Origin of the sequence: Variovorax sp. dw_308 (genome assembly GCF_019207085.1) — a bacterium.
Lineage (GTDB): Bacteria > Pseudomonadota > Gammaproteobacteria > Burkholderiales > Burkholderiaceae_C > Variovorax.
In genome coordinates, this window is record NZ_JAATOM010000019.1 from 21495 (window position 1) to 42688 (window position 21194).

At 59.8% G+C, this 21194-nt stretch carries 22 protein-coding genes and 1 tRNA gene; 13 read left to right on the forward strand and 10 right to left on the reverse strand.

The annotated features are described in order from the left end of the window. The first annotated feature begins 1268 nt into the window (after positions 1-1268). Together HCU76_RS27145 and HCU76_RS27150 are read left to right on the forward strand one after the other, a co-directional pair. The gene (locus HCU76_RS27145) at positions 1269-2999 is read left to right on the forward strand and encodes an ATP-dependent endonuclease (protein WP_213956715.1); all 1731 of its coding nucleotides are present in this window, start codon (positions 1269-1271) and stop codon (positions 2997-2999) included. After that, complete coding sequence (locus HCU76_RS27150) at positions 2989-4416, forward strand: UvrD-helicase domain-containing protein (RefSeq protein ID WP_213956716.1); 1428 nt, start codon at positions 2989-2991, stop codon at positions 4414-4416. The genes HCU76_RS27145 and HCU76_RS27150 overlap by 11 nt, the downstream gene beginning before the upstream one ends. A gap of 11 nt (positions 4417-4427) precedes the next feature. Here the strand turns inward: HCU76_RS27150 and HCU76_RS27155 are convergent, their stop codons facing one another. Then, on the reverse strand, positions 4428-4835 hold the full coding sequence (locus tag HCU76_RS27155) for a hypothetical protein (protein WP_218511095.1): 408 nt from the start codon (positions 4833-4835) through the stop codon (positions 4428-4430). A gap of 250 nt (positions 4836-5085) precedes the next feature. Between HCU76_RS27155 and HCU76_RS27160 the strand changes: the two genes are divergently transcribed. Together HCU76_RS27160 and HCU76_RS27165 are read left to right on the forward strand one after the other, a co-directional pair. Continuing rightward, the gene (locus HCU76_RS27160) at positions 5086-5355 is read left to right on the forward strand and encodes a type II toxin-antitoxin system RelE/ParE family toxin (protein WP_213956718.1); all 270 of its coding nucleotides are present in this window, start codon (positions 5086-5088) and stop codon (positions 5353-5355) included. 43 nt (positions 5356-5398) lie between these two features. Further along, positions 5399-5731, forward strand: a complete 333-nt coding sequence (locus tag HCU76_RS27165) for a HigA family addiction module antitoxin (RefSeq protein ID WP_213956719.1) — start codon at positions 5399-5401, stop codon at positions 5729-5731. 110 nt (positions 5732-5841) lie between these two features. On the opposite strand, the gene HCU76_RS27170 is transcribed toward HCU76_RS27165, so the two are convergent. Continuing rightward, the gene (locus tag HCU76_RS27170) at positions 5842-6120 is read right to left on the reverse strand and encodes a hypothetical protein (RefSeq protein WP_218511096.1); all 279 of its coding nucleotides are present in this window, start codon (positions 6118-6120) and stop codon (positions 5842-5844) included. Positions 6121-6173: 53 nt separating this feature from the next. On the opposite strand from HCU76_RS27170, the gene HCU76_RS27175 reads away from it, so the two are divergent. From HCU76_RS27175 to HCU76_RS27185, 3 genes are all read left to right on the forward strand, one after another. Beyond that, complete coding sequence (locus tag HCU76_RS27175; protein WP_256354491.1) at positions 6174-6344, forward strand: hypothetical protein; 171 nt, start codon at positions 6174-6176, stop codon at positions 6342-6344. A 101-nt stretch (positions 6345-6445) separates the two neighbouring features. Next, entirely contained in the window at positions 6446-7174 is a 729-nt protein-coding gene (locus tag HCU76_RS27180; RefSeq protein WP_213956721.1) for a hypothetical protein, read from the forward strand. After that, positions 7171-7395, forward strand: a complete 225-nt coding sequence (locus HCU76_RS27185) for a hypothetical protein (protein WP_213956722.1) — start codon at positions 7171-7173, stop codon at positions 7393-7395. Before HCU76_RS27180 ends, HCU76_RS27185 begins: the two co-directional genes overlap by 4 nt. A gap of 101 nt (positions 7396-7496) precedes the next feature. Here HCU76_RS27185 and HCU76_RS27190 read toward each other — a convergent pair whose 3' ends face one another. Next, entirely contained in the window at positions 7497-7916 is a 420-nt protein-coding gene (locus tag HCU76_RS27190) for a hypothetical protein (protein ID WP_213956723.1), read from the reverse strand. A 331-nt stretch (positions 7917-8247) separates the two neighbouring features. Beyond that, positions 8248-8403 carry a hypothetical protein gene (locus HCU76_RS27195; RefSeq protein ID WP_371319911.1) on the reverse strand — a complete coding sequence of 52 codons (156 nt, stop codon included), beginning with the start codon at positions 8401-8403 and terminating at the stop codon, positions 8248-8250. A gap of 71 nt (positions 8404-8474) precedes the next feature. Here HCU76_RS27195 and HCU76_RS27200 point away from each other — a divergent pair, with 71 nt between their 5' ends. After that, entirely contained in the window at positions 8475-8771 is a 297-nt protein-coding gene (locus tag HCU76_RS27200) for a hypothetical protein (RefSeq protein ID WP_213956725.1), read from the forward strand. Between the two features lie 221 nt (positions 8772-8992). Here HCU76_RS27200 and HCU76_RS27205 read toward each other — a convergent pair. Both HCU76_RS27205 and HCU76_RS27210 read right to left on the reverse strand, forming a co-directional pair. Next, positions 8993-9063, reverse strand: a tRNA-Ser gene (locus HCU76_RS27205). A gap of 205 nt (positions 9064-9268) precedes the next feature. Beyond that, complete coding sequence (locus HCU76_RS27210; RefSeq protein WP_213956726.1) at positions 9269-9958, reverse strand: protocatechuate 3,4-dioxygenase subunit beta; 690 nt, start codon at positions 9956-9958, stop codon at positions 9269-9271. Between the two features lie 205 nt (positions 9959-10163). Here HCU76_RS27210 and HCU76_RS27215 point away from each other — a divergent pair, with 205 nt between their 5' ends. The 4 genes from HCU76_RS27215 to HCU76_RS27230 all read left to right on the forward strand — a co-directional run bounded on the left by HCU76_RS27215 (position 10164) and on the right by HCU76_RS27230 (position 14120). Further along, a complete protein-coding gene (locus HCU76_RS27215; protein WP_256354512.1) occupies positions 10164-11654 on the forward strand; it encodes a winged helix-turn-helix domain-containing tetratricopeptide repeat protein in 1491 nt (496 codons plus the stop codon). Positions 11655-12200: 546 nt separating this feature from the next. Next, positions 12201-12644, forward strand: coding sequence for a hypothetical protein (locus HCU76_RS27220; protein ID WP_213956728.1), 444 nt, complete (start codon positions 12201-12203; stop codon positions 12642-12644). A gap of 2 nt (positions 12645-12646) precedes the next feature. Then, entirely contained in the window at positions 12647-13354 is a 708-nt protein-coding gene (locus tag HCU76_RS27225; protein WP_213956729.1) for a hypothetical protein, read from the forward strand. 118 nt (positions 13355-13472) lie between these two features. After that, complete coding sequence (locus HCU76_RS27230; protein WP_218511097.1) at positions 13473-14120, forward strand: hypothetical protein; 648 nt, start codon at positions 13473-13475, stop codon at positions 14118-14120. A 170-nt stretch (positions 14121-14290) separates the two neighbouring features. Here the strand turns inward: HCU76_RS27230 and HCU76_RS27235 are convergent, their stop codons facing one another. The 4 genes from HCU76_RS27235 to HCU76_RS27250 all read right to left on the reverse strand — a co-directional run bounded on the left by HCU76_RS27235 (position 14291) and on the right by HCU76_RS27250 (position 18737). Continuing rightward, the gene (locus HCU76_RS27235; protein WP_213956731.1) at positions 14291-15154 is read right to left on the reverse strand and encodes a hypothetical protein; all 864 of its coding nucleotides are present in this window, start codon (positions 15152-15154) and stop codon (positions 14291-14293) included. Then, complete coding sequence (locus HCU76_RS27240) at positions 15151-16470, reverse strand: caspase family protein (RefSeq protein WP_213956732.1); 1320 nt, start codon at positions 16468-16470, stop codon at positions 15151-15153. Before HCU76_RS27240 ends, HCU76_RS27235 begins: the two co-directional genes overlap by 4 nt. A gap of 1138 nt (positions 16471-17608) precedes the next feature. Beyond that, a complete protein-coding gene (locus tag HCU76_RS27245) occupies positions 17609-18295 on the reverse strand; it encodes a hypothetical protein (protein WP_213956733.1) in 687 nt (228 codons plus the stop codon). Further along, entirely contained in the window at positions 18288-18737 is a 450-nt protein-coding gene (locus tag HCU76_RS27250; RefSeq protein ID WP_213956734.1) for a hypothetical protein, read from the reverse strand. Before HCU76_RS27250 ends, HCU76_RS27245 begins: the two co-directional genes overlap by 8 nt. Before the next feature lie 822 nt (positions 18738-19559). Here HCU76_RS27250 and HCU76_RS27255 point away from each other — a divergent pair. After that, a complete protein-coding gene (locus tag HCU76_RS27255; protein ID WP_213956735.1) occupies positions 19560-21182 on the forward strand; it encodes an ATP-binding protein in 1623 nt (540 codons plus the stop codon). The last annotated feature ends 12 nt before the right edge of the window (positions 21183-21194 follow it).

Below are 21194 nucleotides of genomic sequence, written 5' to 3' on the forward strand. Positions count from 1 at the left end.
GTCGAACAGATCACAAAGTGCGTTGCCAAAAGCGGGGCGGCAGCTTATGTGGACGGCACATGCCCCGCCGGGACCCGCTCGACGACCATCGCGGTGCGCCCGGATATCAATCTCGCGGATGGCATGCGTTTGAGCGATCGCGAGGCATCGATGCAGGCGAACAGCGCAGCTGCGCAGGCGCGGGCCGACCACGAACGGCGCGTCGCCACGAGCGCTGCCGCCAATACCTCGGTCTCTGAATGCGGTCAACTCGAAACATGGATATCGGCGTTGGACGCAGCTGCAAGGCAGCCGCTCCCTGCTGCTGAGCAAGATCGAATTCGAGGTGAGCGCAAGGCCGCGAGAGATCGCCAATTTGGGTTGCGCTGTCAATAGGTTGGCCAGTCACGGCGACGTGTAGGCATGCGGACTTTCATCAGATGGTTGCCCATCCTTCTCTCGCGGCCGCGTGTGCGTATCCGAGGCGTTTTCCATTGGTGAGGTGCCCGCTTCACCCGTTTTCTCCCAAAGAGATGTCGCATCGTGTCGACTCCGACTTCCGATCTGTGGGATGCGAGGTGTATCGGTGGGCCAACCGTATACGACGATCACCATGACGATGCGTGAAGTGGACCGCTCTGCGCGGGCTGAACATGCCTCTCTGCATCCCTAGTCCAAGACTCTAGTTTTCAAGTTGAAGACCGGCACAACTTGGATTTCGCGGGATCGGGCAAAGTTCGTCCAACTGCCGAGTCGGCCGCTAGCGGTATTCCAACGGCCGGCGCTAACAAGTGCTGCAGACTGATCTGAGTCGTTCCCGGCTCAGAGCCTAGCGGCCGATACCGGCACAGGCGGCCACTGAGCGCCGCAGGCTTGACCGGCAGCTTCACCATCGAAACCTACCTTTCGACTGCTTGCTCCGCCCCGTGCCTGCTTGAAGGGCCGCTTCTGCGCAGCGCGACAGGCTCATGTCGATCCTCGGTGGCATCGCCTCCCCTCATCTTCTCGTTTCCGCCTTGTCCCAGCGATTGGCCGTTCCAAATCACGACGCTGCCATCGTCCGCGTTCGCCGCTGACCTCGTAATCACTGCGGAACGTGCAACGTAAGCACGGTCATAGGTGACGAACAGCAAGCCCTTTCTTTTGCCGATGCTGCCGAACATGAATATGGATTCCCTTGAGATCGTTGTTGACCGCGTCGTTGGCTCGGTGCGGAGTTTGGCGCGGCTAACCAAGCTTACGAAGAAGAGCGGATACTTGGGCAAATAGCATGCGACTTGGGGAGGAACATGGCGCGCATCCGCCGGCTGGAAATCCGCAACTTCCGTTCGATCAAGACGCTCGATTGGGCGCCTTCCGCAGGCATCAACTGCCTCATCGGTCCAGGTGACAGTGGCAAGTCGACCATCCTGGACGCCATCGACTTATGTCTGGGCGCGCGGCGCAGCGTCAGCATCGCCGACACGGACTTCTATGAGCTTGTTGTCACCGAGCCCATCGTCATCCAGGTAACCCTAGGTGCCCTGTCTGACGAGTTGTTGAGTCTGGATGCCTACGGCGAGTTTCTGCGGGGACATGATGCAGCGACAGGGCAGATCGAGCCGGAACCCAGGGCCGACATCGAGACCGCATTGACGCTACGCGTCGAGATCGGCGCCGACCTAGAACCGTCGTGGCTGCTGTACTCGGAGAGGGCGCAAGAGCAAGGTCTGGAACGTGGGCTCGCCTGGAAGCATCGCGCCGCGCTGGCGCCTGCGCGCATCGGCAACTACGCCAGCACTCATCTGTCCTGGAGCCGTAGCTCTGTGCTCAACCGGCTGACCGACGAACGCCCCGATCTCGGCGCCGAGTTGGCTCGTGCAGCGCGAGACGCTAGGACAGGGTTCGGCAACCGGGCAAGAGCCCAACTGGCCGAGACCCTCCAGGTCGTGACGCGTACCGCCACCGCGCTAGGTGTGCCGGTGGGCCAGGCTCAGGCGATGCTGGACGCGCATGCCGTCTCCATTGGAGATGGTGCGATCGCACTGCACAGCGAGACCGGCATCCCGCTGCGCTCACTGGGGACGGGATCGGCACGCCTGCTGATGGCGGGGCTGCAGCGCGAGGCCGCTCAAGCAGCGACCATCGCCCTCGTGGACGAAGTCGAATTCGGCTTGGAACCCCACCGGCTCAAGCGCCTGCTCGATTCCCTGGGCGCCAAGGATACAACCCTGCCCCTGCAGGCATTCATGACGACGCACTCACCCGTTGCGCTGCGCGAGCTCTCCGGCAACCAGCTGTTCATCGTCCGGCGCGAGGGTGATGGCCATGTCGTGCGCCCTGCGGGCGTGACCGATCAGGTGCAAAGCATCCTGCGCACGGACCCAGAGGCCTTCCTTGCGAAGTCCATCCTGGTCTGTGAAGGGGCCAGTGAGATCGGGCTGGCGCGAGGCCTCGACCAATATGGCGTGGAGGATCACAACCAGACCTCGTTCTTCGCGCTCGGCGGCGCGTACGTCAACGCAGGCGGCAGCACGCCGGACCAGTGCCTGGAGAAGGCGCTCGTGTTGCGCCGACTGGGCTACAACGTGACTGCATTCATTGATGCAGACAAGGCGGCAACGCCGGCGCTGCTTGCGACACTTGCCGCCGAGGGCGTTGGCCTGCTCACGTGGCGACCAGGCCGCGCCTTGGAGGATGAACTGTTCATCTGCATGACGGAAGCTGCGATCGACGCCCTGCTGGGCTACGCCATCGAACGCATCGGCCGCGATGACGTGGCCGAGCACATTCGGTCCAAGTCCGAAGGTCAACGGACCCTCGAAGCCTGCGAGGCGGAGAGAGCAGCGCAGGGGGTCTATTCGGCGGCGACCCGTGAGCTCTTGGGCCGCGCATCGCGGGTCAACAAGAACGGCTGGTTCAAGTCCGTCTCTGCCTATCAGCATGTCGGCCGCAGGATCGTGGGACCGCAGTGCCAAAACTCTGAGGCTGGGTTCGTGGATGTGATGAATCGGCTGTGGGCATGGACCCATGCCGCCTGAACTCGACCTGTTCGCAGTCGCACGCGGGTCGGTCACTGCGCCGGCGGGCTGTGGCAAGACGCAGCTCATCGCCGATACGTTGGCGGCGCACACCGGTAACAAGCCCATCCTGGTCTTGACCCACACCAATGCCGGTGTCGCGGCATTGCGGGCTCGCATGGCCAAAGCGGCCATCCCCAGCTCGGCCTACCGGATCTCGACGATCGATGGGTTCGCGATGCGACTCGCCGGGAAGTTTCCGCTGCGCAGTGGCCTTCCTGCCCAGACGCTGGAGCTCGCCAATCCAGCCCAGGACTATCCAGCGATTCGAGAAGCAGCGGCCAACCTGCTTCAAGCCGGACACATCAACGCGCCGCTGCGGGCCACCTACGCGAGGCTCCTGGTCGATGAATATCAGGACTGCAATGCGGCGCAGCATCGCCTAGTGGCCTGGGCTGCGCAGACCCTGCCAACGTGCGTGCTCGGTGATCCCATGCAGGCGATCTTCGGGTTCGGTGGCAATCGCCTGGTCAACTGGCAAGTCGATGTTGAGGCGCAGTTCCCTTCCGTCGGCATGCTCCAGACACCTTGGCGCTGGCGGCTTGCTGGCACCGAGCAGTTGGGGCAATGGCTGCTGAACGCGCGGGCGCTGCTTCAAGCCGGACAGCCCGTAGACCTGCAGGGCGCGCCAGCTGAAGTGCAATGGGTGCAACTGGCCGCGGCGACGGCCGAAGAGCAGCGCCGGGCCGCCGCAAGGACGCGCGGGCGCAACGCGCAGGACAGCGTGCTCATCATCGGCGACGCAATGAATGTCCGCGGGCGGTATCAGTTGACCAGCCAGACACCTGGCGCGACGGTTGTCGAGCGCGTCGACCTCGTGGAGCTCATCCAGTTCGCACGAGTCTTTGACCCCGCTGGCGCCAATCCGCTGGAACAAGTGGTCGAGTTTGCCGCGAGCCTGATGACCGGCGTGGGGGCGGCCGCGCTGCTGGAGCGTGTGCGCGTCCTGCAGCATGGCAGGCCTCGCAATCCACCGACGCCGATCGAGGCTGCAGCCTTGGCGTTTGCTCAAGGTCCCAGCGTCGCGGAGGCTTCTCGTTTGCTGCACGCCTTCGCTCGGCAGCCGGGGACTCATGTGTACCGCCCCGAAGTGCTGCGCTGCTGCCAGGCGGCCATGCAGGTCGCCGCTCGTGGCACCTGCACTTTGCACGCTGCGGCACTCCAGGCGCGCGAGCGTCAACGCCACTTGAGCCGGCCGGTTTCTCGACGGTCCGTTGGCAGCACCCTGTTGCTCAAAGGACTGGAGGCCGATGTTGCCGTGGTGCTCGAGCCGCAGGCCATGACGGCCGCACACCTGTATGTAGCGCTGACGCGAGGCGCGCGCCAGGTGGTGGTGTGCTCTCCCACTCGCATCCTGACGCCGCGCGCGGGCGCCTGAAGACGCGGCCGTCAACGCACCGCGAGCTCGATCTGCAGCCGCACGTCCTCTACCAGCCCACTCAACTGCTGAGCAAGAGCCGTTCTGTGGTCTCCGCCAGCCACGATCTCGCGGGCCAGGGCTGAGGCGTCTTCGAGCGGATTATCGTAGAGCTGGGTCAGCAGCGCATCACTCTGCTCCTGAAGCACTGCATCGAACTGCCGGGCGATGTCGGCGAAGCTGGCCCGCATGTCGGCTCGCAAGGTGCGGAGCTGCCGGTCGGCCTTCTCCTTCGCCTCTTCCGCATGGTAGTTGAAGTAGGCCTCGGCGACAGCCACCAGTGGGCCAGCCACCTTGCCCCCGACTTGCACCCAACGATCGAGCTTGACCATCCCCCACGGCTTGAACTTGCCGCCGAAAAACTTGAAGATGCGTGCCAACACCTCCGTCACCTGCTTGGAGTTTTCCGTGACTGCCCTGGCCGCCATTCGCGCGCCATCGGGTTTTGAGAGCAGGCTCCTTGGCGTGGTCACGCGGCTGGCAGCGGCGGTGATGGACGGCGAGGTCGACGCGGTCTAAGGCTCGCTTGAAATTTGGCGGCGATACGCGTTTCGCCTGAGCGTAAGCGCGCCCCGCCTATGCCGTGCGACGGGATGCGCGATACCGTCAAACGGTATAAACTTACTGACCATGAGCATCCAGTCATTCGATTGCCCAGACACCGAGGCGCTGTTCCGGTCGGGCAGATGCGCCCGATTCGCCAATATTGCCAAGGTCGCAACGCGAAAGCTGCAGATGCTCGACTCGGCTACAACCATCGGCTTCATGCGCATGCCCCCGGGCAATGACCTGAAGGAGTACGGCGGCGTGTGGCACGTCCGGATAAATGATCAATGGCGGCTGACGTTCTCGTGGGGGGACGCCGGCCCGGCAAAGGTAAGGATCGAGGACCCCCACTGAGTATCGAAAACCGCCCTACGGGCAGAAGTGAAGAGGAAACGCCATGACCGCGTCAGGCATGCGAGCAGTTCACCCCGGCGAGGTGCTGCGAGAAGACTACCTCGGGCCGCTCGGCCTGAGCATCAACGCGCTCGCCCGCGCGCTGCACGTCCCGCCGTCGCGCGTGGGCGACATTGTGCTGGAGCGCCGGGCGATCACCGCCGACACGGCGCTGCGCCTCGCGCGTCACTTCGGCGGCACGGCCGAGGACGCGCAGGGCTGGCTGAACATGCAGGCCGCATACGACCTCAAGACAGCCGCCAAGGCGCTCGGGCGGGGGATTGCGAAGGAAGTAAAGCCCCGCGATCCGGGTCTGCGCACCTACCCGGCGGTCTGATGGGTGACGCTGACGCGGAACTTGGGGCCGGCGGTGATGGTGACGAGCGGCATGACTGAGATTCTGCACCTATAGCCCGCCGCCGCGTCAGGCGCCCCCGCAGCGCGCGATCAGGGCACGGGTGGCTGTCCAGACGGCCCGAAGTCCCGCTGCTTGATGTCGCCGCAGTGCAATTCCCAACTGGCCTCCTGTTGATCCGTCGAGCAGCGCACGCTGCATACCCAGAAGCGCCCGGTCGGGTCGAAGCGCGGCTCAATCTCCCACGGGACCCGAATATTTTTCTGGGCGCTTTGAATGTGGTCGATCAACTGCTTGTCGTTCACATCGATTCGATAGTGATAGATCATCAAACCTTCCTCATGCGTGGTCGGGCGCGGCGGGTCATGCATGATAGGCCGCGCTGCTGGTTTGGATAACATCCTTTCCTCCACCAAGGATTGCGATGAGCCACCTCCGCCATGTCAGCGTCTTCGTCGACGATCCAGACCCGGGCCACTTCTGCTGGGTCCTGCACGAGAGCACCGAGGACGCGTCCATCTGGGTCGACCTCGAATCGAGCGAGTTGTCGTACCCGACGTGGCTCGACGCTTTTAACGCCGGGGTCGTCAGCTGATGCAACTGTTCGATGACGACCGCATCGGGCCGCGCGCGCCGGGCGAGGATGAAGACGCGTCCCCGGTGGGCTGAGGGATACCGATGTCTGACACTTCACTCATGGCTGAGGTGCTCGCGAAACTGGGCGGGTACGCAGCGCTCGTCATCCTCGGGCTTGGCGCCGCATGGCAGGCGTTCAAGCACCTGTCAAGCAAGTGGCTGGACAGCCGGTTCGACGAAAAGCTCAAGAACCTGGAACAGCAACACGAAATGTCGCTGCGCCACCTGCAAAGCTCGATAGATCGCGAGCTAGACCGCGCGCGAAAACTCAACGCCCAAGAGTTCGACAGCCTCACCGAAGGTTGGGCCGTGCTTCACGAAGCCTACTGGCGCGTTCGCCAGCACACTGGCCGGGGGCGCACCGTCTATGAATTTCAGCGCATGAATGAGGGGCAAGCCGAGCACTTCATCGAAAACTCGGACATCGACCCATGGCAGAAGTCTGACCTTCGTGCTTTGGATGACGCGGACAAACGAACCGCCTACTTTCGAACCGCAACTGACTGGCTTACGCTGGGCAAGTGCAACGCTGCACGGCAAAAGTTGGTCGTGTTCGTTGATCGCAATGCGATCTTCATGTTGCCGGAGATTCACGCTCTCTTTGATCAGATCGAGCAAATGATTAGAGCGGCGCTCACCGAGTTCAAAATTCGGCTGGAATTGCCGAGTGATGCGCGCCGAGACTTTTCGAGCTTCGAGATCCTTGTCGAGAAGGGCGAGCCTCTTTACCGTGAACTGGAGGCGCTCATTCGCGACCGGTTGTGGTCGGCGGGTGCCGTGCGCCCATGAGGCTGGAGCAGCACTGCCGCTGGCGCGTCACGACCTTGAATGGCAAGGGGCGCGTCACGCGCTTCCACTGCACCGAGGCCGAGATCCGCATCGAGCATCCCGAGGCCGAGCGCATTGAGGGCACGCTCATCGAGCGTTGGGTGCCTGAGACGCCCGAGGAAGTGGCCGAGCACGAGAGGGCCCTGCACGCCAGCAGCACCGTCCACCGGGGTGGCGCGTGATGGAAGCTGTTCCAGAGTTCTGCCTGCGGCTGGGGGGCTTTCAATCGTGGGCGACCTGCATGACCAAGGCCGGGTGGGCTGCGTGGGGACAGGTCATCGCATCATTTATCGCCATCCTGATCGGCGCGGTGGTAATCGCTTGGCAGGTCCACCGCCAGCACCAGCAGCAGCGTGACGCGCATCGGGAAGAGGAGGTCCGAAAGCTCAAGCTCATCGGCGCCGGGATCTTGATGTGCCGTGTGTGCGCCGGGGAGATGCGTCTCACGTTTGAGGTGCCCGATGATCTGATGCTTGCGGCGCTGTCTGAATCTGCTGGCCTGCACTCTCAAATCAGCAAGCTGGCGCAAATCGCTCCGCTTGATTTCCCAGATGCCCGAGCCGCGATGGCTGTGTCCAACCTTGCCGGTTGCTTTCAGGTGGCCGAGCCGCATCTGGCAAGTTCCAAAATGGATGTTCATCGGCGGAACATCTGCCTCAACGCGCTTGATTACTCGCTGGAATTCGCCGAGAAGCAACTTCATGAATGCCTCGTCGACCGCCAGTCGGATCTGGCACGCTGGCGCTGGACGCTCTCCAGCGGGGAAATCATTGAGCCGTTGCCGCCTATTCCAGCCGGCTCGCCAACGAGTGTCACCTCTCCGCCTGGTGCTGGAGTGTAGGCGGCCTCACTGCCGCGTCAGGCGGCCCCACGCGCCGCGTTCAGCCGTCTCCGGTTCCAGCAGGCCACCCGGGTCAGAAGCGGCTCTGGGCGGCTCTACTTGTCGAGGGCCAGCACAACCCAAGCCGCGAGCGCGAGGAGGACCAACACCTGCACCACGAGCACGGCGAGCAGGATGCGGCGCGCCGTCCGGGTCATTTCGGGCCGCGCTTGAATCGTTCGGCCGGCACCGCGCCTTTGCGCTTGACCTTGACCCAGTCTGGCGAGCGCACGCCCGACTGGTAGACGCTGTCCAGGCGCTTGGCCACCAGCCCTTCGAGGTTCAGCGGCTTCACCGCCTTGTCGAAGATGCGCCGGCCTCGACCTGTTCGACAAACGGCTCGCGGTCTACCGCAAAGCTTCTGAGGTCGGAACGCTCGCGATGAAGGGCAAGTACGACGACGTGGCGCGCAACGCCTTCTGGGAGGCCGTCAACGATTCGCGCTGGCTTTTTGGACTGGATGTCAAGTCGCTGCTGCTCACGTTGGATAGCAAGGCGCACGAGTGGAGTGGGCTGATCGACACGCGCACGCGCCAGATCGAAAACGATCCCGGCGGCGACTTCGAACTTCGAGGCCTGCAGGACAACCTGTTCACATGGCTTCGTGAAACCGATCGCGAGAGGGTGCAAGTCTTTCGTAAATACCTGCGTATCGGGTCGTCGGCGCTATGGCGGTAGGGCTGCGTCACGCGGCCCTGTGGCGCGATCTCCGCGCCCGGGTACCAGCGGGCCAGCGGCGGCCTGCGCGGCTCTCTGAGCGGCGCTCACGCGCTGTTGTCGCGGCGTCACGCCAAGAGCATCGGGCCGAAAACTGGAGACGGACTGGGTGCGGGAGCCGGAAGTAAAAAAGCCTGCTACCTTTTCAGTAGCAGGCTTTCCTTATCCCATGCGGGTTTTGGTGGTAGGACGTACAAGATTCGAACTTGTGACCAACGGATTAAAAGTCAGCAGGAGCCTGTTTTAATGTCCTGGGTAGCCACGGTGGCTCCGAACATCGGCTGCGGCCTTTCGCCGCCTCTCTACCCTCGATAAGCGGGGATGATCGTGACCTCACTGGCGCGGGCGCGAGCGCGGGGAGCCGTAATCAATGCGACGGGCAGGAGTCGGCCGAGATGGCCGTGTGAAAACGCTTCATCGATCGTCTCACTCAAATAAAATTATCCGCAGGTGTTCCTTTACGCCGAGCTGACATGCAGTGGCATCACGATATCCCAAGGCACCAGGAGCGAATCGACTTCGAGCTCCTTCGTAGGCGGCAGGACCTTGGCGATCAGCGCGTCCTTGTTCCATGACGCTTGCAGATAGCGATCCTTGTCGTTGAACGGGTCGCCGTCGAAGTACATCTGCGTGACCAGCTTGTTGCGCGCGTCGCTCACCTCGAAATGGATATGGGCTGGTCGCATCCAGTCGGGTGTCGCGGGGTAGCCGCCGGGCTTGATGGACTTGAAGTGATAACGACCTTGCGCATCCGTGGTCTGGAGTCCGAAGCCCTCAAAGTTGGGGTCCAGCGGCTGCGCGTTGCGGTCACTCCCATGTGTGTAGCGGCCGTGCAAGTTAGCCTGCCAGATCTCGATGCGGGCACCGGCGACCGGGTCGCCCCGCACGTCCAGCACGCGCCCCATGACATGGATGACCTGACCTTCGGCGCGCCCGGATCGGCCCGCGGTGATCGTGAGGTCCGCATCCTGATCGAAAGGCTTGACAACCGGATAGAACGGGCCGAGCTGCTGCTCCGGAGTGGGGCGCAGCCTGGTCTGGGCGAAGGCGAGCGGCGCAGACAGCGCCATGCTTCCCAAGGCGACCGACAACGCACGCCGGTGCCAAAATTCGTTCTGAAACGACGTCAATTTCTTCGCAGCGTTCATGATGAAAATCCCCGGTTGTGTTGACATCGCCATTGCATCCGAAGGGCAGCGCGAGGTCGTGAAGGAACCATGAAACTTTCCCCAAAGATCAGCAATGTGGTCCGGACAGCAACGCCTTGTCGCATGCGTTGAGGGCAGACTTGTGGCAGGTCGACTCACACTTTGCTTCGATGGTTGGACGCTCGATCTGGAGCGCGGCGCCTTGATGCACGGCGACCGCACGGTAGACCTGCGTCCGAAGAGCTTCGACGTTCTTCGCTACCTGGCGCAGAACCCGGGCCGCCTAGCCACGAAGGACGAGATCATCCGGGCCGTCTGGGCGAATATCGTGGTGACCGACGAATCGCTTGCGCAGTGCATCAGCGATGTCAGGCAAGCGCTGTGCGACCAGACGCAGCGGATCATCAAGACCGTGCCGCGGCGCGGCTATAGATTCGATGCCGCGCTGACGACCGCGAGCGCCCCTAAGGTTCGCACGGTCGCCGATCCACCGACGATTCTGGTACTGCCGTTCACCTCGGCGGGCGACGAAACTGACGGCTACTTCGGCGACGGGCTCACCGACGACCTCATCACAAGCCTGTCGAATTTCACCGACTTGAACGTCATCGCCCGAGGGACTGCATTTGCCTCGCGCGGCAAGAGGTTCGATGCCCGTCGACTGGGCCTGGATCTGGGTGCCCGCTATCGGGTCGAAGGAAGCGTACGCCACGATGGCGAGCGCGTGCGCGTTACTGCGCAGTTGGTGCAAGCAGACACGGGGCTGCAGCTCTGGGCACAACGCTATGACCGGACCGGCAACGCAATCTTCGCCATTCAGGACGACTTGGTGCAACGAATCGTTGGCAGCATTGTGGGCCGACTCACGATGACGGAGGTGAACCGATCGCTACACAAGCCCCCTGGCTCTCTGGTGGCCTACGACTATTTCTTGCAAGGCCACGCCGTCGCATCGCAACTACTCTGGGGCGAGCGGGCGCAGCGCATACCGGAGGCGCGGCGCCTGCTGAAACTTTCGATCGCCGCGGACCCGGCGTATGCGCGTCCGCGGGTCAGGCTTGCAAGCTTAGACTTGTGGACTTGGCTCGAACCTGTTGAGCAAGGACCGCTGCGCGCCGAGTATGCGCAGGCGTCGACGTTGGCGCGCGCATGCTCCTGGGCCCAGAAGGCGGCGGAACTCGACCCCTGTTCGGCCGAGGCGCATGCGCAGTTGGCAAGTGCACTGCACTGGAACTGGCGTCCCGATGACGCGTGTGCCGAATTCGTCCGCGCGTTCGAGCTCAATCCGAATCTCGTCTTTCATCCATACATGATGGTTCTGGCGCACTACGGGCGGGCACCAGAAGCGATTGAGTACATGAAACGCATCAAGAGCGTCGACCCCTTCATTCATCCGATATGCGATGCCCTTGGCGGCTTTGCTTACTTTCAGATGGAGGCCTACGAGGATGCGTTCGCGCTGTTGCGAGGCGTGGCGCGACAGCTGCCCGAATTCAAGGGCGGCCATCTCTGGTTTGCTGCAGTGGCCGCCCAACTGGGAAAGCACGCTGAGGCGCAAGCAGCGGCCGCGCAGGTCATGCGCTTGACGCCGGACTTCACGATCACGCAGGAATTGGCGATCCGAATGCCGAACGTAGGCCGGCGCGATGCTGATCGATTTGCACGCACCCTGCGCAAGGCTGGCCTCCCGGAGTAGGCGTCGGTCGCGTACGACACTTCCGAGGACCACATCGCCTACCTACGCGATGTCGACCTGCTTCTTGCGTTGGGTACCGAATCGTTCCCCCGCTAGGTCCAGATGGCGTGAAGAGTAATGAAAATGTGTTTGTTGCTATTTAGCAAAACCCATTTAAATCAATGAGTTAACGCGTCGCGGAGTGACTGCGAGCACAACATTACTTCGCATTTTCCGGTAGTAATTTCGTGCTTTTCCGCCTTGCTGTAGTAAAGATGCGCCAATTTGCCGTGATCCGCATGAGCACATGTTTACTACTCAAAGACCGACGGCGTGACGAATCCGGCGCAGCAAATGGCGGCGAACGCCGCGTTTTGAGAGTGAAGGTGCGCCCTCCCCCGGCGTCAAGTTGCAAGCCACGCGTTGAACCCCGCTCATAGACGTTGGGCGCGCTTGCAATGTCGACTGCGCGAACATCGCGCAAGGCGACCCGCGAGCACACTTTTACTACGCTACAAGCACAATTTCATTACACCTCACGCCTTCCTGGTGGGTCAACCCCACTTGATGGAACACAAGGCCCGCTACCAGCTGGCTGGCGACGAACAGATCGTGGCCCGCTTCATGATCGAGCAACTGCATTTCCGGGGCATCACCACCGCCTCCGAGGCGGCCACCTGCCTGGCCAGCTACGACCTGAGTCGCTATCCGGAGGTGACCGGCGACACATTCACCGCGTTCTTCTATCCCTTGGCGTATGGCGCAGGCCTGCGGCTGGAGCATTCGGCCGGGGCGCTGTGGAACGCCTTCGTCCATGCGCACGCGGCCGCGCAGCTGTACGGCATGGCCGAGATTCCGATGGACTACTTCACGCGGGCGGTCGAGTCGATGCTGATCAACGGCGTGCAGTGGGACGCCACGTCCCTGGAACTCGGGCCTTTGCATTGGGAGCGCGCAGTTCAGGAGTCCGGCTACGTGGTCGCGCAGCAAACCGTACCTCTGCAGGTGTAGCAATGGTGCTCCCCATCCTCGTGCTGCCAACTGCGGCACCTGAGGTCCTGCACGCGAGCATGATCGCGCAGGCGCACTGGGTGCGCGCCGGTCTCGCGCAGGCGCGGCACCGCGTGGCCGGTGCTGCACGCGGCGTGCCTGCGCCCGTTCAATCCATGATGGGCGAGCGCGCGAAGCTCGTTCACCACTGGCGCCGCGTGGCACGGCGTCCAAGGCGACGGGGCGGTACCTCGAAGGAGCATGCGATGTCGCGGACAACCGCTCTGGATGCGTCTCCACATTTCGGCACGCAGGAGTTGCTTGGCGATTGCGTGCGCCTCATGCGGTTGCTGCTGCGCAGGTCGCGCGCACGGTTGTCGCATGCGCATCGGCGCGCGATCGCACGGGCAACACTTCGATTCGATCTGCACAGCGCGACGATCAGGGTGTTGCCAGCGCATGCGGACGCCGTAGCGTGGTTGCTCGCGGCGATGCATTGGTGGGGCTGCCGACATCCGGCGGCACTCGTTTGCAAGCCTCTGCATCCGCCCACCGGCATCGTGCGGTGGTTGAGTGGGTTCGAAGTTGTCCAGCAGGTCGATTGCCAGCGTGAGGTCATCTCGAAGCTGCCCAGGTCGATGGCGCTTATCGAGCGGCGAAGCCGCGAGCTCGTTGCGGCCATGATCAGGCGGCGTGGAGTCGTCGCGCTTCTGCCGGAGTTGCTTCGCTAGACCGGCTTCCGGCGTGCCCGTAGATCACATCGCCTGCGAGCACAACTTTATTACTTTAAAAGCACATGTTCATTACACTTCACGCTTGGCTAGCGCCGTTAGCTGACTTCAACAGCTGGTGCGCCGCTACGCCCGGCGCACGGCCGCACGGCCGCCGTCGGTAAGCGCGAGGATCAAGGAGCCGGCACGAACGCTCGAGCTGAGTTGCTTCCTGCGTTACTGCTTGCTCACCGCGACCGATCAGATCATCTTCATGTTTCAGCGCCGCGTGGCTGACCTGTGGCGGCAATGCGCCGACGGTGTTGCGGCGCTTGATTGGGCGCAGCAGTACCAGCAACTGCTTCAGCAGATCTCCGATCTCACCGCTGATGACGCCGTGCCAGATGCCGAGCTTCGTGCAAGCCTGCGCAATCTTGTAGCCTCCAGCCGTGCTCAGCGTCCGCCGACTCGAGCATCGGTCACCCGGCAGCGACTCATCGACGCCATTGCCCCTGTGCGCTCGCTGCTCGCGGGCGTGAGTCGCCTGCCTTGGCAGGCCACTGGGGGTCATCCAGTGCTCGATGCCCTGCACAGGCTGCGGGTCGCGTACGCCGGCGGCACCAAGCGACTTCCTGCCGAAGTCGGGGCATTGCGCCTGGGCCCGGCCTGGCGCGAAGCGATTGCCGACCCTGACCGCGAGCGCGCCTTCAAGGCGATGGAGGTCGCCACCCTCTCGCGCTGCGCCGGGCGGTGCGCAATGGCTCGGTCTGGATCGAGCATTCACTGAGCTTCCGCGGCCGGGAGCAGCTGTTTCTTCCCGACGAGCGCTGGAATTCAGAAGCGCGGCGCCACTACGCCAGGCTGCAAAGGCCCAGGTCGGCTTGTTTCATCGTTCAGATCGTCGCAGGCACATCACGCTCGGGCAAGCAGACTTGCCCGGATTTATGCAGGACATCCCTAATCGTCCGTGGTTCGTCCATCGAAATAGCTCATATCGACATCTAATTCCGGCCCCTTCTGTGTAGCCCGGCTGAATGCCAGCGCTTTATCACGCTTTTTTGGATCCCAATAGTGGGGATTGAGCATAACACCGGTATTTAAAACGCGTGCATTTACAGAGCGGATAATTCCGCAATCGCGCCGTTTGCTGTCATCAAGTACTGGACATCCAGCCTCCCTAAAAAAGCCATAGCGATAACCGAAACCACCGGTCGTTCGAGAACCCTGTGCGGAAAAATATTTGAAGCCAGCAACTGCGTCCGAAAATATATTCAATTCACTCCCAGTTTTATCGATATACGCAAGAAATATTACGGCGTGGCCAGTCTTTTCTCTGTTTAAGTTAATTAGTGATCCGGGCGTCAGTTTGTCGAAGGGGCGCTGCTCTCCCATGCCGAAGTACTCCAGTGCGTACGCCGTTCCCCACGAACCAGAGTCTTCGACCAACCAAATCTTTCCTCGAAGCGTGCCAGGTCTAAGCTTTTGCCATTGTTCAAAAGGCAGGAAGCTGAAAACATTTGATTTCGGGTTGTCTCGCCAATATAAATCCAGCGCGGCGTGCATAACTTCCACCTGGGCTGCCACGCACATTGTGTACGGCGGACGCGTTGCGATCAAGGTTCCTGAGTTGCCAAACTTTAAATCTTGTGTATACGACCCTTTGTCATACCCTAAGCCGGCTCTGCTTCCCGCCACAACATCAACAGCGCGCAGTATGTATTCGTTAAATGTCCGCTCTTCCGTAGCATAGGCCGATTGCAGGCCAACTACCAACAGACCAAGGGTGGCGCACCAAAGATAATGCTTCTTCGATCTAATCATAGCGGAGCCTTTCGATCAAATAGAATCTTAACCCATGTCTGCCCGTCCACATTCACTGAATTCTCGACGGCCGTTACTTCTAATCCCTTCGGAATAGTTCCCATTCGTATCGCGGGAACAACCGTCATCTCTGTGCATCGTTCTGGGGCCACATCTAATAATCTTCCCCGCGCGGGAAAGCATACTACGCGTTTTTGCGGTATATTCGCTGAAACAATTGGATTTGTCAAAAGGGTAATTTTATCGCCCTTCTTGATACTTTTCGTATTGTCGCCTTCCCCCCCGGCAACGGCGACAGAAGTCCAAATCGTCTTGGCATCACTGCCTTGGGCACTACTCTTCAATTGACCAACATTGATAAAGCCAATCGAAGGCTCCTCAATTCCCTTTTGATTCAAAGCGGATACTTTAGTACTGACTACCGCTTCGTCTGTTTTGCGCCATAGAAAATCATTCTCTACTCCCACTTTTTGCACCTCCGTGAACTGCCGCACGTCAAACCGGGCTTTGGAAATTTCGGGCGTTCGACGTTCAACGTACGATACGAATTGGCTGAAGGATACCAGAGCGGACGGATCATTCGCGGCGTCTTTGATGGCCTGGGTAAAAACGCTATTCTCAGCAACTCCCTCGCGGGCATCGTATGAGGGTCGTCCGTTCACCGCTGCAAAGATTGCGATTCTGCCAACTCCGCCTATATCTGCAAATGTTTTTGCGGCGAACGTTGCGCCCTTTTGACCTGATGTTCGGCTCGGCAGCTGAATTGTTTGACGACAAGCGTCGATCATTAGTACAGACAGAAAATCGACATCATTGTCTTTAGGTGTCAAAAAGTTTACGAGTTGTGCTAAGCGATAGCTCTTAGGAACTACATCTTCCAGTTGAGTCCCGGTTGCATCTGTGCCAGGCAAGTACGGCGAGTCATTTAAAGCAAAACCGTGTCCAGAATAGAAGAAGAGCGCAACCACAGCTTCTGAATCCTCTGCGTTTCTGTTTCGGATGTCTCGCTTCACAGTTTCAACTTCGTAAATGAAATTCTCTATGGTCTTTCGCAAGTTTTTGCTGTCAAGGTCTGTCTCAACAGTGACTTTGAATCCCGCTCGCTTAAACATTTCACCGATGTCCACTGCGTCGCGCTTGGGAGCGAACAATTTTGTCCAAAAACCATTGGCGGCGTAGGCCTCATTTCCAATTGACAGCGCTAAACGGTGGACTGTTTTCTGATTCACAACCTCTATTGCAAAAACATGAAACGAAGCCAAAGTCAGACAAACCGTCGTTACCATAGGGAAGAGAGCTTTCGCCGATTGCAGCATGTCATGCCCCTGTTAGTTCTGTTCCGGTCGCCAACTCCCATAAGCGGCTCTTGAATTCACATCTTGCTCCACTGCTTATGCCTATGCAAGGAAAACCACAGCAATAAATTGCGTCTTTGGGTGAGAACCAGCTTCGCAGATTGCCGCCATTGGCGTGGCATCGTAGTCACCGCTCTGCAAGGAGATACGGGGTCTACTTCATTGAGGCTGCCGCAGCCCGAGAGCCCGACTCTCGCCGACAACGGCCTTGCTGATAACCGGTGTTCCTGTGCGACTACTTCACCAACCCGAACTTCCGGCATTAACTCCATCCGCTGCTAAACGCAGTGAGTCAGTACCAACAACTTCAAAATGGTTATCTACTATGGACGGCTCGCACGAAGCGCGGCAGGCGCCATGAATCGAATTGCTGTGCTTCCTGCGCCTGAACCTGCTCAAACTCACCGACATCGCCGTGCAACAAAGCCTCGGTACGGTAAGGAGCAGCATCGGCCTCGAGCCCTAGCCACCCCCCTCTTGCTGGGGACCAACTTCTCTGCCACTTGCGACGCTCGCTGCTTTGCAGCACGATTTGCAGCCAGACGAAGTCAGGCAGCTTCGTTGCGATTGTGCCAGTGACCAGTTAGATCCAAGGTTCCATCTTTCCGTTCAGCCGGTCACTCGCACGCTGCGCAGCTTGTCGTAATGAGCCAGCAGGACTGCCACCGAGGATGGCGACAGGGCCTCCTGCTCGGCTCGCCAAAGATCGAGCCATCGAGAACGGTCAGTGTGTGGCGGATAGCGACGACCTCGGTGAGTTCACCGGCCGCGCGGACAGCACCTGGCCCTGCCAATGCGGCGTGATCGATGGTGTGTTTGGTTCAAGGGAGAGCTTCCGTTCACTGGGCCAACAAGTCGCTCATGCGCCAAAGCACTTGGCGAGCGAAACGACGGCGCGAAAATTTGGCGGCATTCGTCGAGCTGAAGCCCCTTGCATGGAACAATAGAAACGCAAAGGTAAACCGCCCTTGTCATCGGTAATTGTCGTCATTTCTTGCCCGTCGAATCCCGCGACTGCCATGAGTGCTTCGTGCACTCATGATGAGCTTTGCCAACATCGCCGAGTTCATCGCTCGACCATGTAGCTAATTGATTAGCTTCATGCTCCTGACCATTTACGAAGCTCGTGTTCCAAGTTGCTCAAGAAGCGCTCTTCGTCGTTTGCGTGCGATGGGACCATCCCCAAAAAAGGATCCGGCCTGCTTGTTTTGGAAAAGTATTGCTGAAGCTTCGTGGAGGCGATGTTGGCAATAAATCCTTTGAATCTAAGCGTTCCACAATCTGCCACCAGGCCGACAAAAGTTCTACCGAGACTAACTCCCGGAGTTGCCTCGTAGAACTTGCATTCGAGTGCTACATGGAGCTTGGGCGCACTGGGGGTTCCAAAACTATTTCGCACCGCCTCCGCATGCACCTTTTCGCAGAATGACACATCCAACTCATGTAAAGCTCCGGACGTCCCTTGATACTCGACATCGACGTGGATTTCGAAGCGCTTTGAACCAAGCGAACCGTCGGCGTATACATAATTTTGCGCACGTGAAGACATGCTACCAGGAGCCCCGCGGAAAACGACCGGCGAAGGGTTGCTGCCGCTCTTAATCCCAATGAGTTCGATTTTTCCGCCGGCACGCTTTACAGCGTCGCAGCATAGTGCGAAGACGTAAGCCTCATAAGCTCGATCGCACGTATTCGAATTCAGTTGAAGAAGCTGCTTTGCTGCGCTCAAATTGAGAAGTTTTTCAATCTGAGTTTTGAGGTTCGCAAGTTCAGCCGCACTAGCCACGAAAGTTCCCCGAGGAGTTAGCTATAGCGTGCTCAATCTCCCGCATTAGTTGCTGAACTTCTTCTAGTCCAGCGGGGCGCAACTCGTCTAAGCCGGCCTCGAAGAGCGGCGCCTGCGATGGGTCGACGAACTCGGGGTCTACTCGCCATTCGATCGCTCTGCCAATCCTTGTTTCTATCGCGCTGGCAATCTCCGGAACAATGAAGATCCTCTGTTTCAATCGCTCCAGAACAATAAGGAGCAACTCTGGCTCCGTGGGCGGTCTTCGCCGGAGTGATCCAACACCACCGCTCCTCGACGACATATCGTCAGGGACAGGCTCTTCCACCCCTGCTCTTCTACTCTCCTGTATGCCCTCCAAAACGTCGCTTGCCCCTAATTCCCTAAGCCTATCCACCGTGATTCCAACCACTTCTGAGGCTTGGCCCTCGTCAAGCTGCATTTTTATCTCCTGTACGCCGGCATGTGCTTGATACGCTTATAACTCAAAAGATGAGATGGACGGTCGCTAGTGCAGCTTCCAAACCATTGCAGCGTTTAGGCGGCCGCCAGTTAGGCGGCCTTGGCCCTGGCGGCCAGCCGCTGCGGTGAAGGGGAGCGTGAACAGGCAGGAAGACTCAAGGCGCCGTGTCTTAAGGCACAGACTGAAAATGTCCTGCCGCGGCCGGAGCCGGAAATGTGCTAGCGGTTACAGGCCGACTAGGCGCAGGTCGAAGCTGGCTTCACCCGGGTGAGGGTGGACTCGGCGCTGGCCTACGCGCAGCAAGCTCGAAACGCTGGAGCAACAACTAGCGGAGCAGCGTGCTGAGACCGCACAACTGCGGGGCGCTTCGGAGGGAGGAGATCGCTTTTGCCCAACGCCCTCCGCTAGGGGAATCTCAGTTTCGGTACTTCTGCGCGCTTGATCCAGCTTCCCGATGAAAATCCAAAGGTCGCAGACAGGTCGCTATTGAACTTGGCGCAGAATGGCCAAAGCCAGTTCTCCAGGGAGGATCGGCGCACCCGCGGTTCTTGACCGCCAAGAGATTGCACTGAAACCGAGATCACCCTAAGCCCAGGCCGAGTCGTCGCTACGATAAAGCCGATCAGGCAATCGGCCAGTATGGGGCCCGCCAGCGGCGGCCGGGTAGCATAGTGCTCGGATCCCTTGGGTAGCAGTAAGCAAAACGAGGGCTGGCGCTTCGAGAAGAATGACATTGCTTCCCGGCCTGCTAAGGGTGGCCGACCACGGTCGGCAAAGTTCAACATTTTGAGGAGATAGCAAATGACTGACGTAGTGACGGCTGAAGTACCGGAGAAAGAAGTGCACGAGGCGGAACTCACAGTTGGCCCAAGGGCAATCGACGCCTACGCCCGACTTAGTTATACGATGTGGTTTGCGCTAGGTGAATTTGTCGATAACTCCACTCAATCCCGCTTGAACTACGGCAATCTAATTGACGAGGTTTTACGTGTCGAAGGCCAACCATTGACGGTGTCGATAGTGCACGACAGGCCAAACAAGACCTTGACGATATCCGATAATTCAATCGGAATGAGCAAAATGGACTTGATTGCAGCATTGCGGATCGCGCAGCCTACGCCAGACAGCAAGGGCCGTTCGAAGTACGGTATGGGGATGAAAACAGCCGCATGCTGGATCGGCGCGTACTGGGTCGTCACAACTTGTGAATTGGGGAGCGGCGAAGAGTGGACTGCGACGGTCGACGTTGATGCCATCGCCAACCGCGGAGCAAAGGTGCCCCTTACTATGCGTAACGTCAGCCGCGATGAGCATTACACAAAGATATCGATCAGCAAGCTCCGACGGGTCATCCAAACTCGGTCCGAGCAAACGATCAAGGATTACCTCGGCTCGATGTACATGTTCGACTTGCGTCCTAGCGAAAGTGGCCAAGTTGAGATGAAGTTGACTTACAACGGCGAAGAAGTGCTCCCGCCTCAGGAAAGCGACTGGGATACAGATCCAAGCGGGATTGTGATGAAGCGCGACCTTTCGACCTTCACGGTCGACGGTAAGACCATCAATGGCTGGATTGGCGTCCTTAGAAAGGGGGGGAGAAAGTATGGGGGCTTCTCTATGTTCCAGAATGGGCGCCAAATCCAAGGGTATCCGACTGCCTGGAAGCCCAGTGTGATCTTCGGGGGCGTGGACGATGAGGGGGCTAACAATCTCATTACGCAGCGCGTGACTGGCGTTCTTCTGCTTGACGGTTTCGGCGTCTCCCATACGAAGGACAAGGTACTTTTCGAGGGAGAGGAAGAGGAAGCGCTCGAAAAGTTCCTGGTTGAACAGACGAAGGACTACGTCGAGTATGCGAAGAGCCGGCGAAGTTCCGGACGCGGGGTTGCGAAGTGGTCGCGGGATCAAGTGCGCGATCTTGTGAAGGACATGCAGTCCGAGTTCACCAGCGCCGAGATGAAGGATGCATTGGCGAGCGCTACGTTGCCTCCGCCTGAAATCATCATGGCAAACAATCAGCAACAGCTTTTGAACTTGACCGCAGAAGACGAAGTGGGACGCCTCAATATTCTCCCGGAGCTTCAAGTCAACATCTCTGTGAAGGAGACAAGCCAGTATGAGCCACACGTAGTTTTTGTGCCAGGTTCGCAGGCCGGTGTGCTCCACGTCATTATTAACGGCCTGCATCCGTACTATCAAACGCTTGAAGCAAAAGACGCAATTGCCGAATGCGTCCAACAGTACATTTTCGATGCCGTGGCCGAGTTCAAGACCAGCAAGCTCATTGCTCGCGTAAATCCGGATAGCGTACGCAATCTTAAAAACGGGCTGCTGCGCGCTCGCGCCGAACAATTGGCGAACGCCGATGCCGAGGTGCGCGCTCAGGCCACAGCTGGGCTTTTCGGCGGCCAGACCGAAACCTGACGGAGAGGTCAT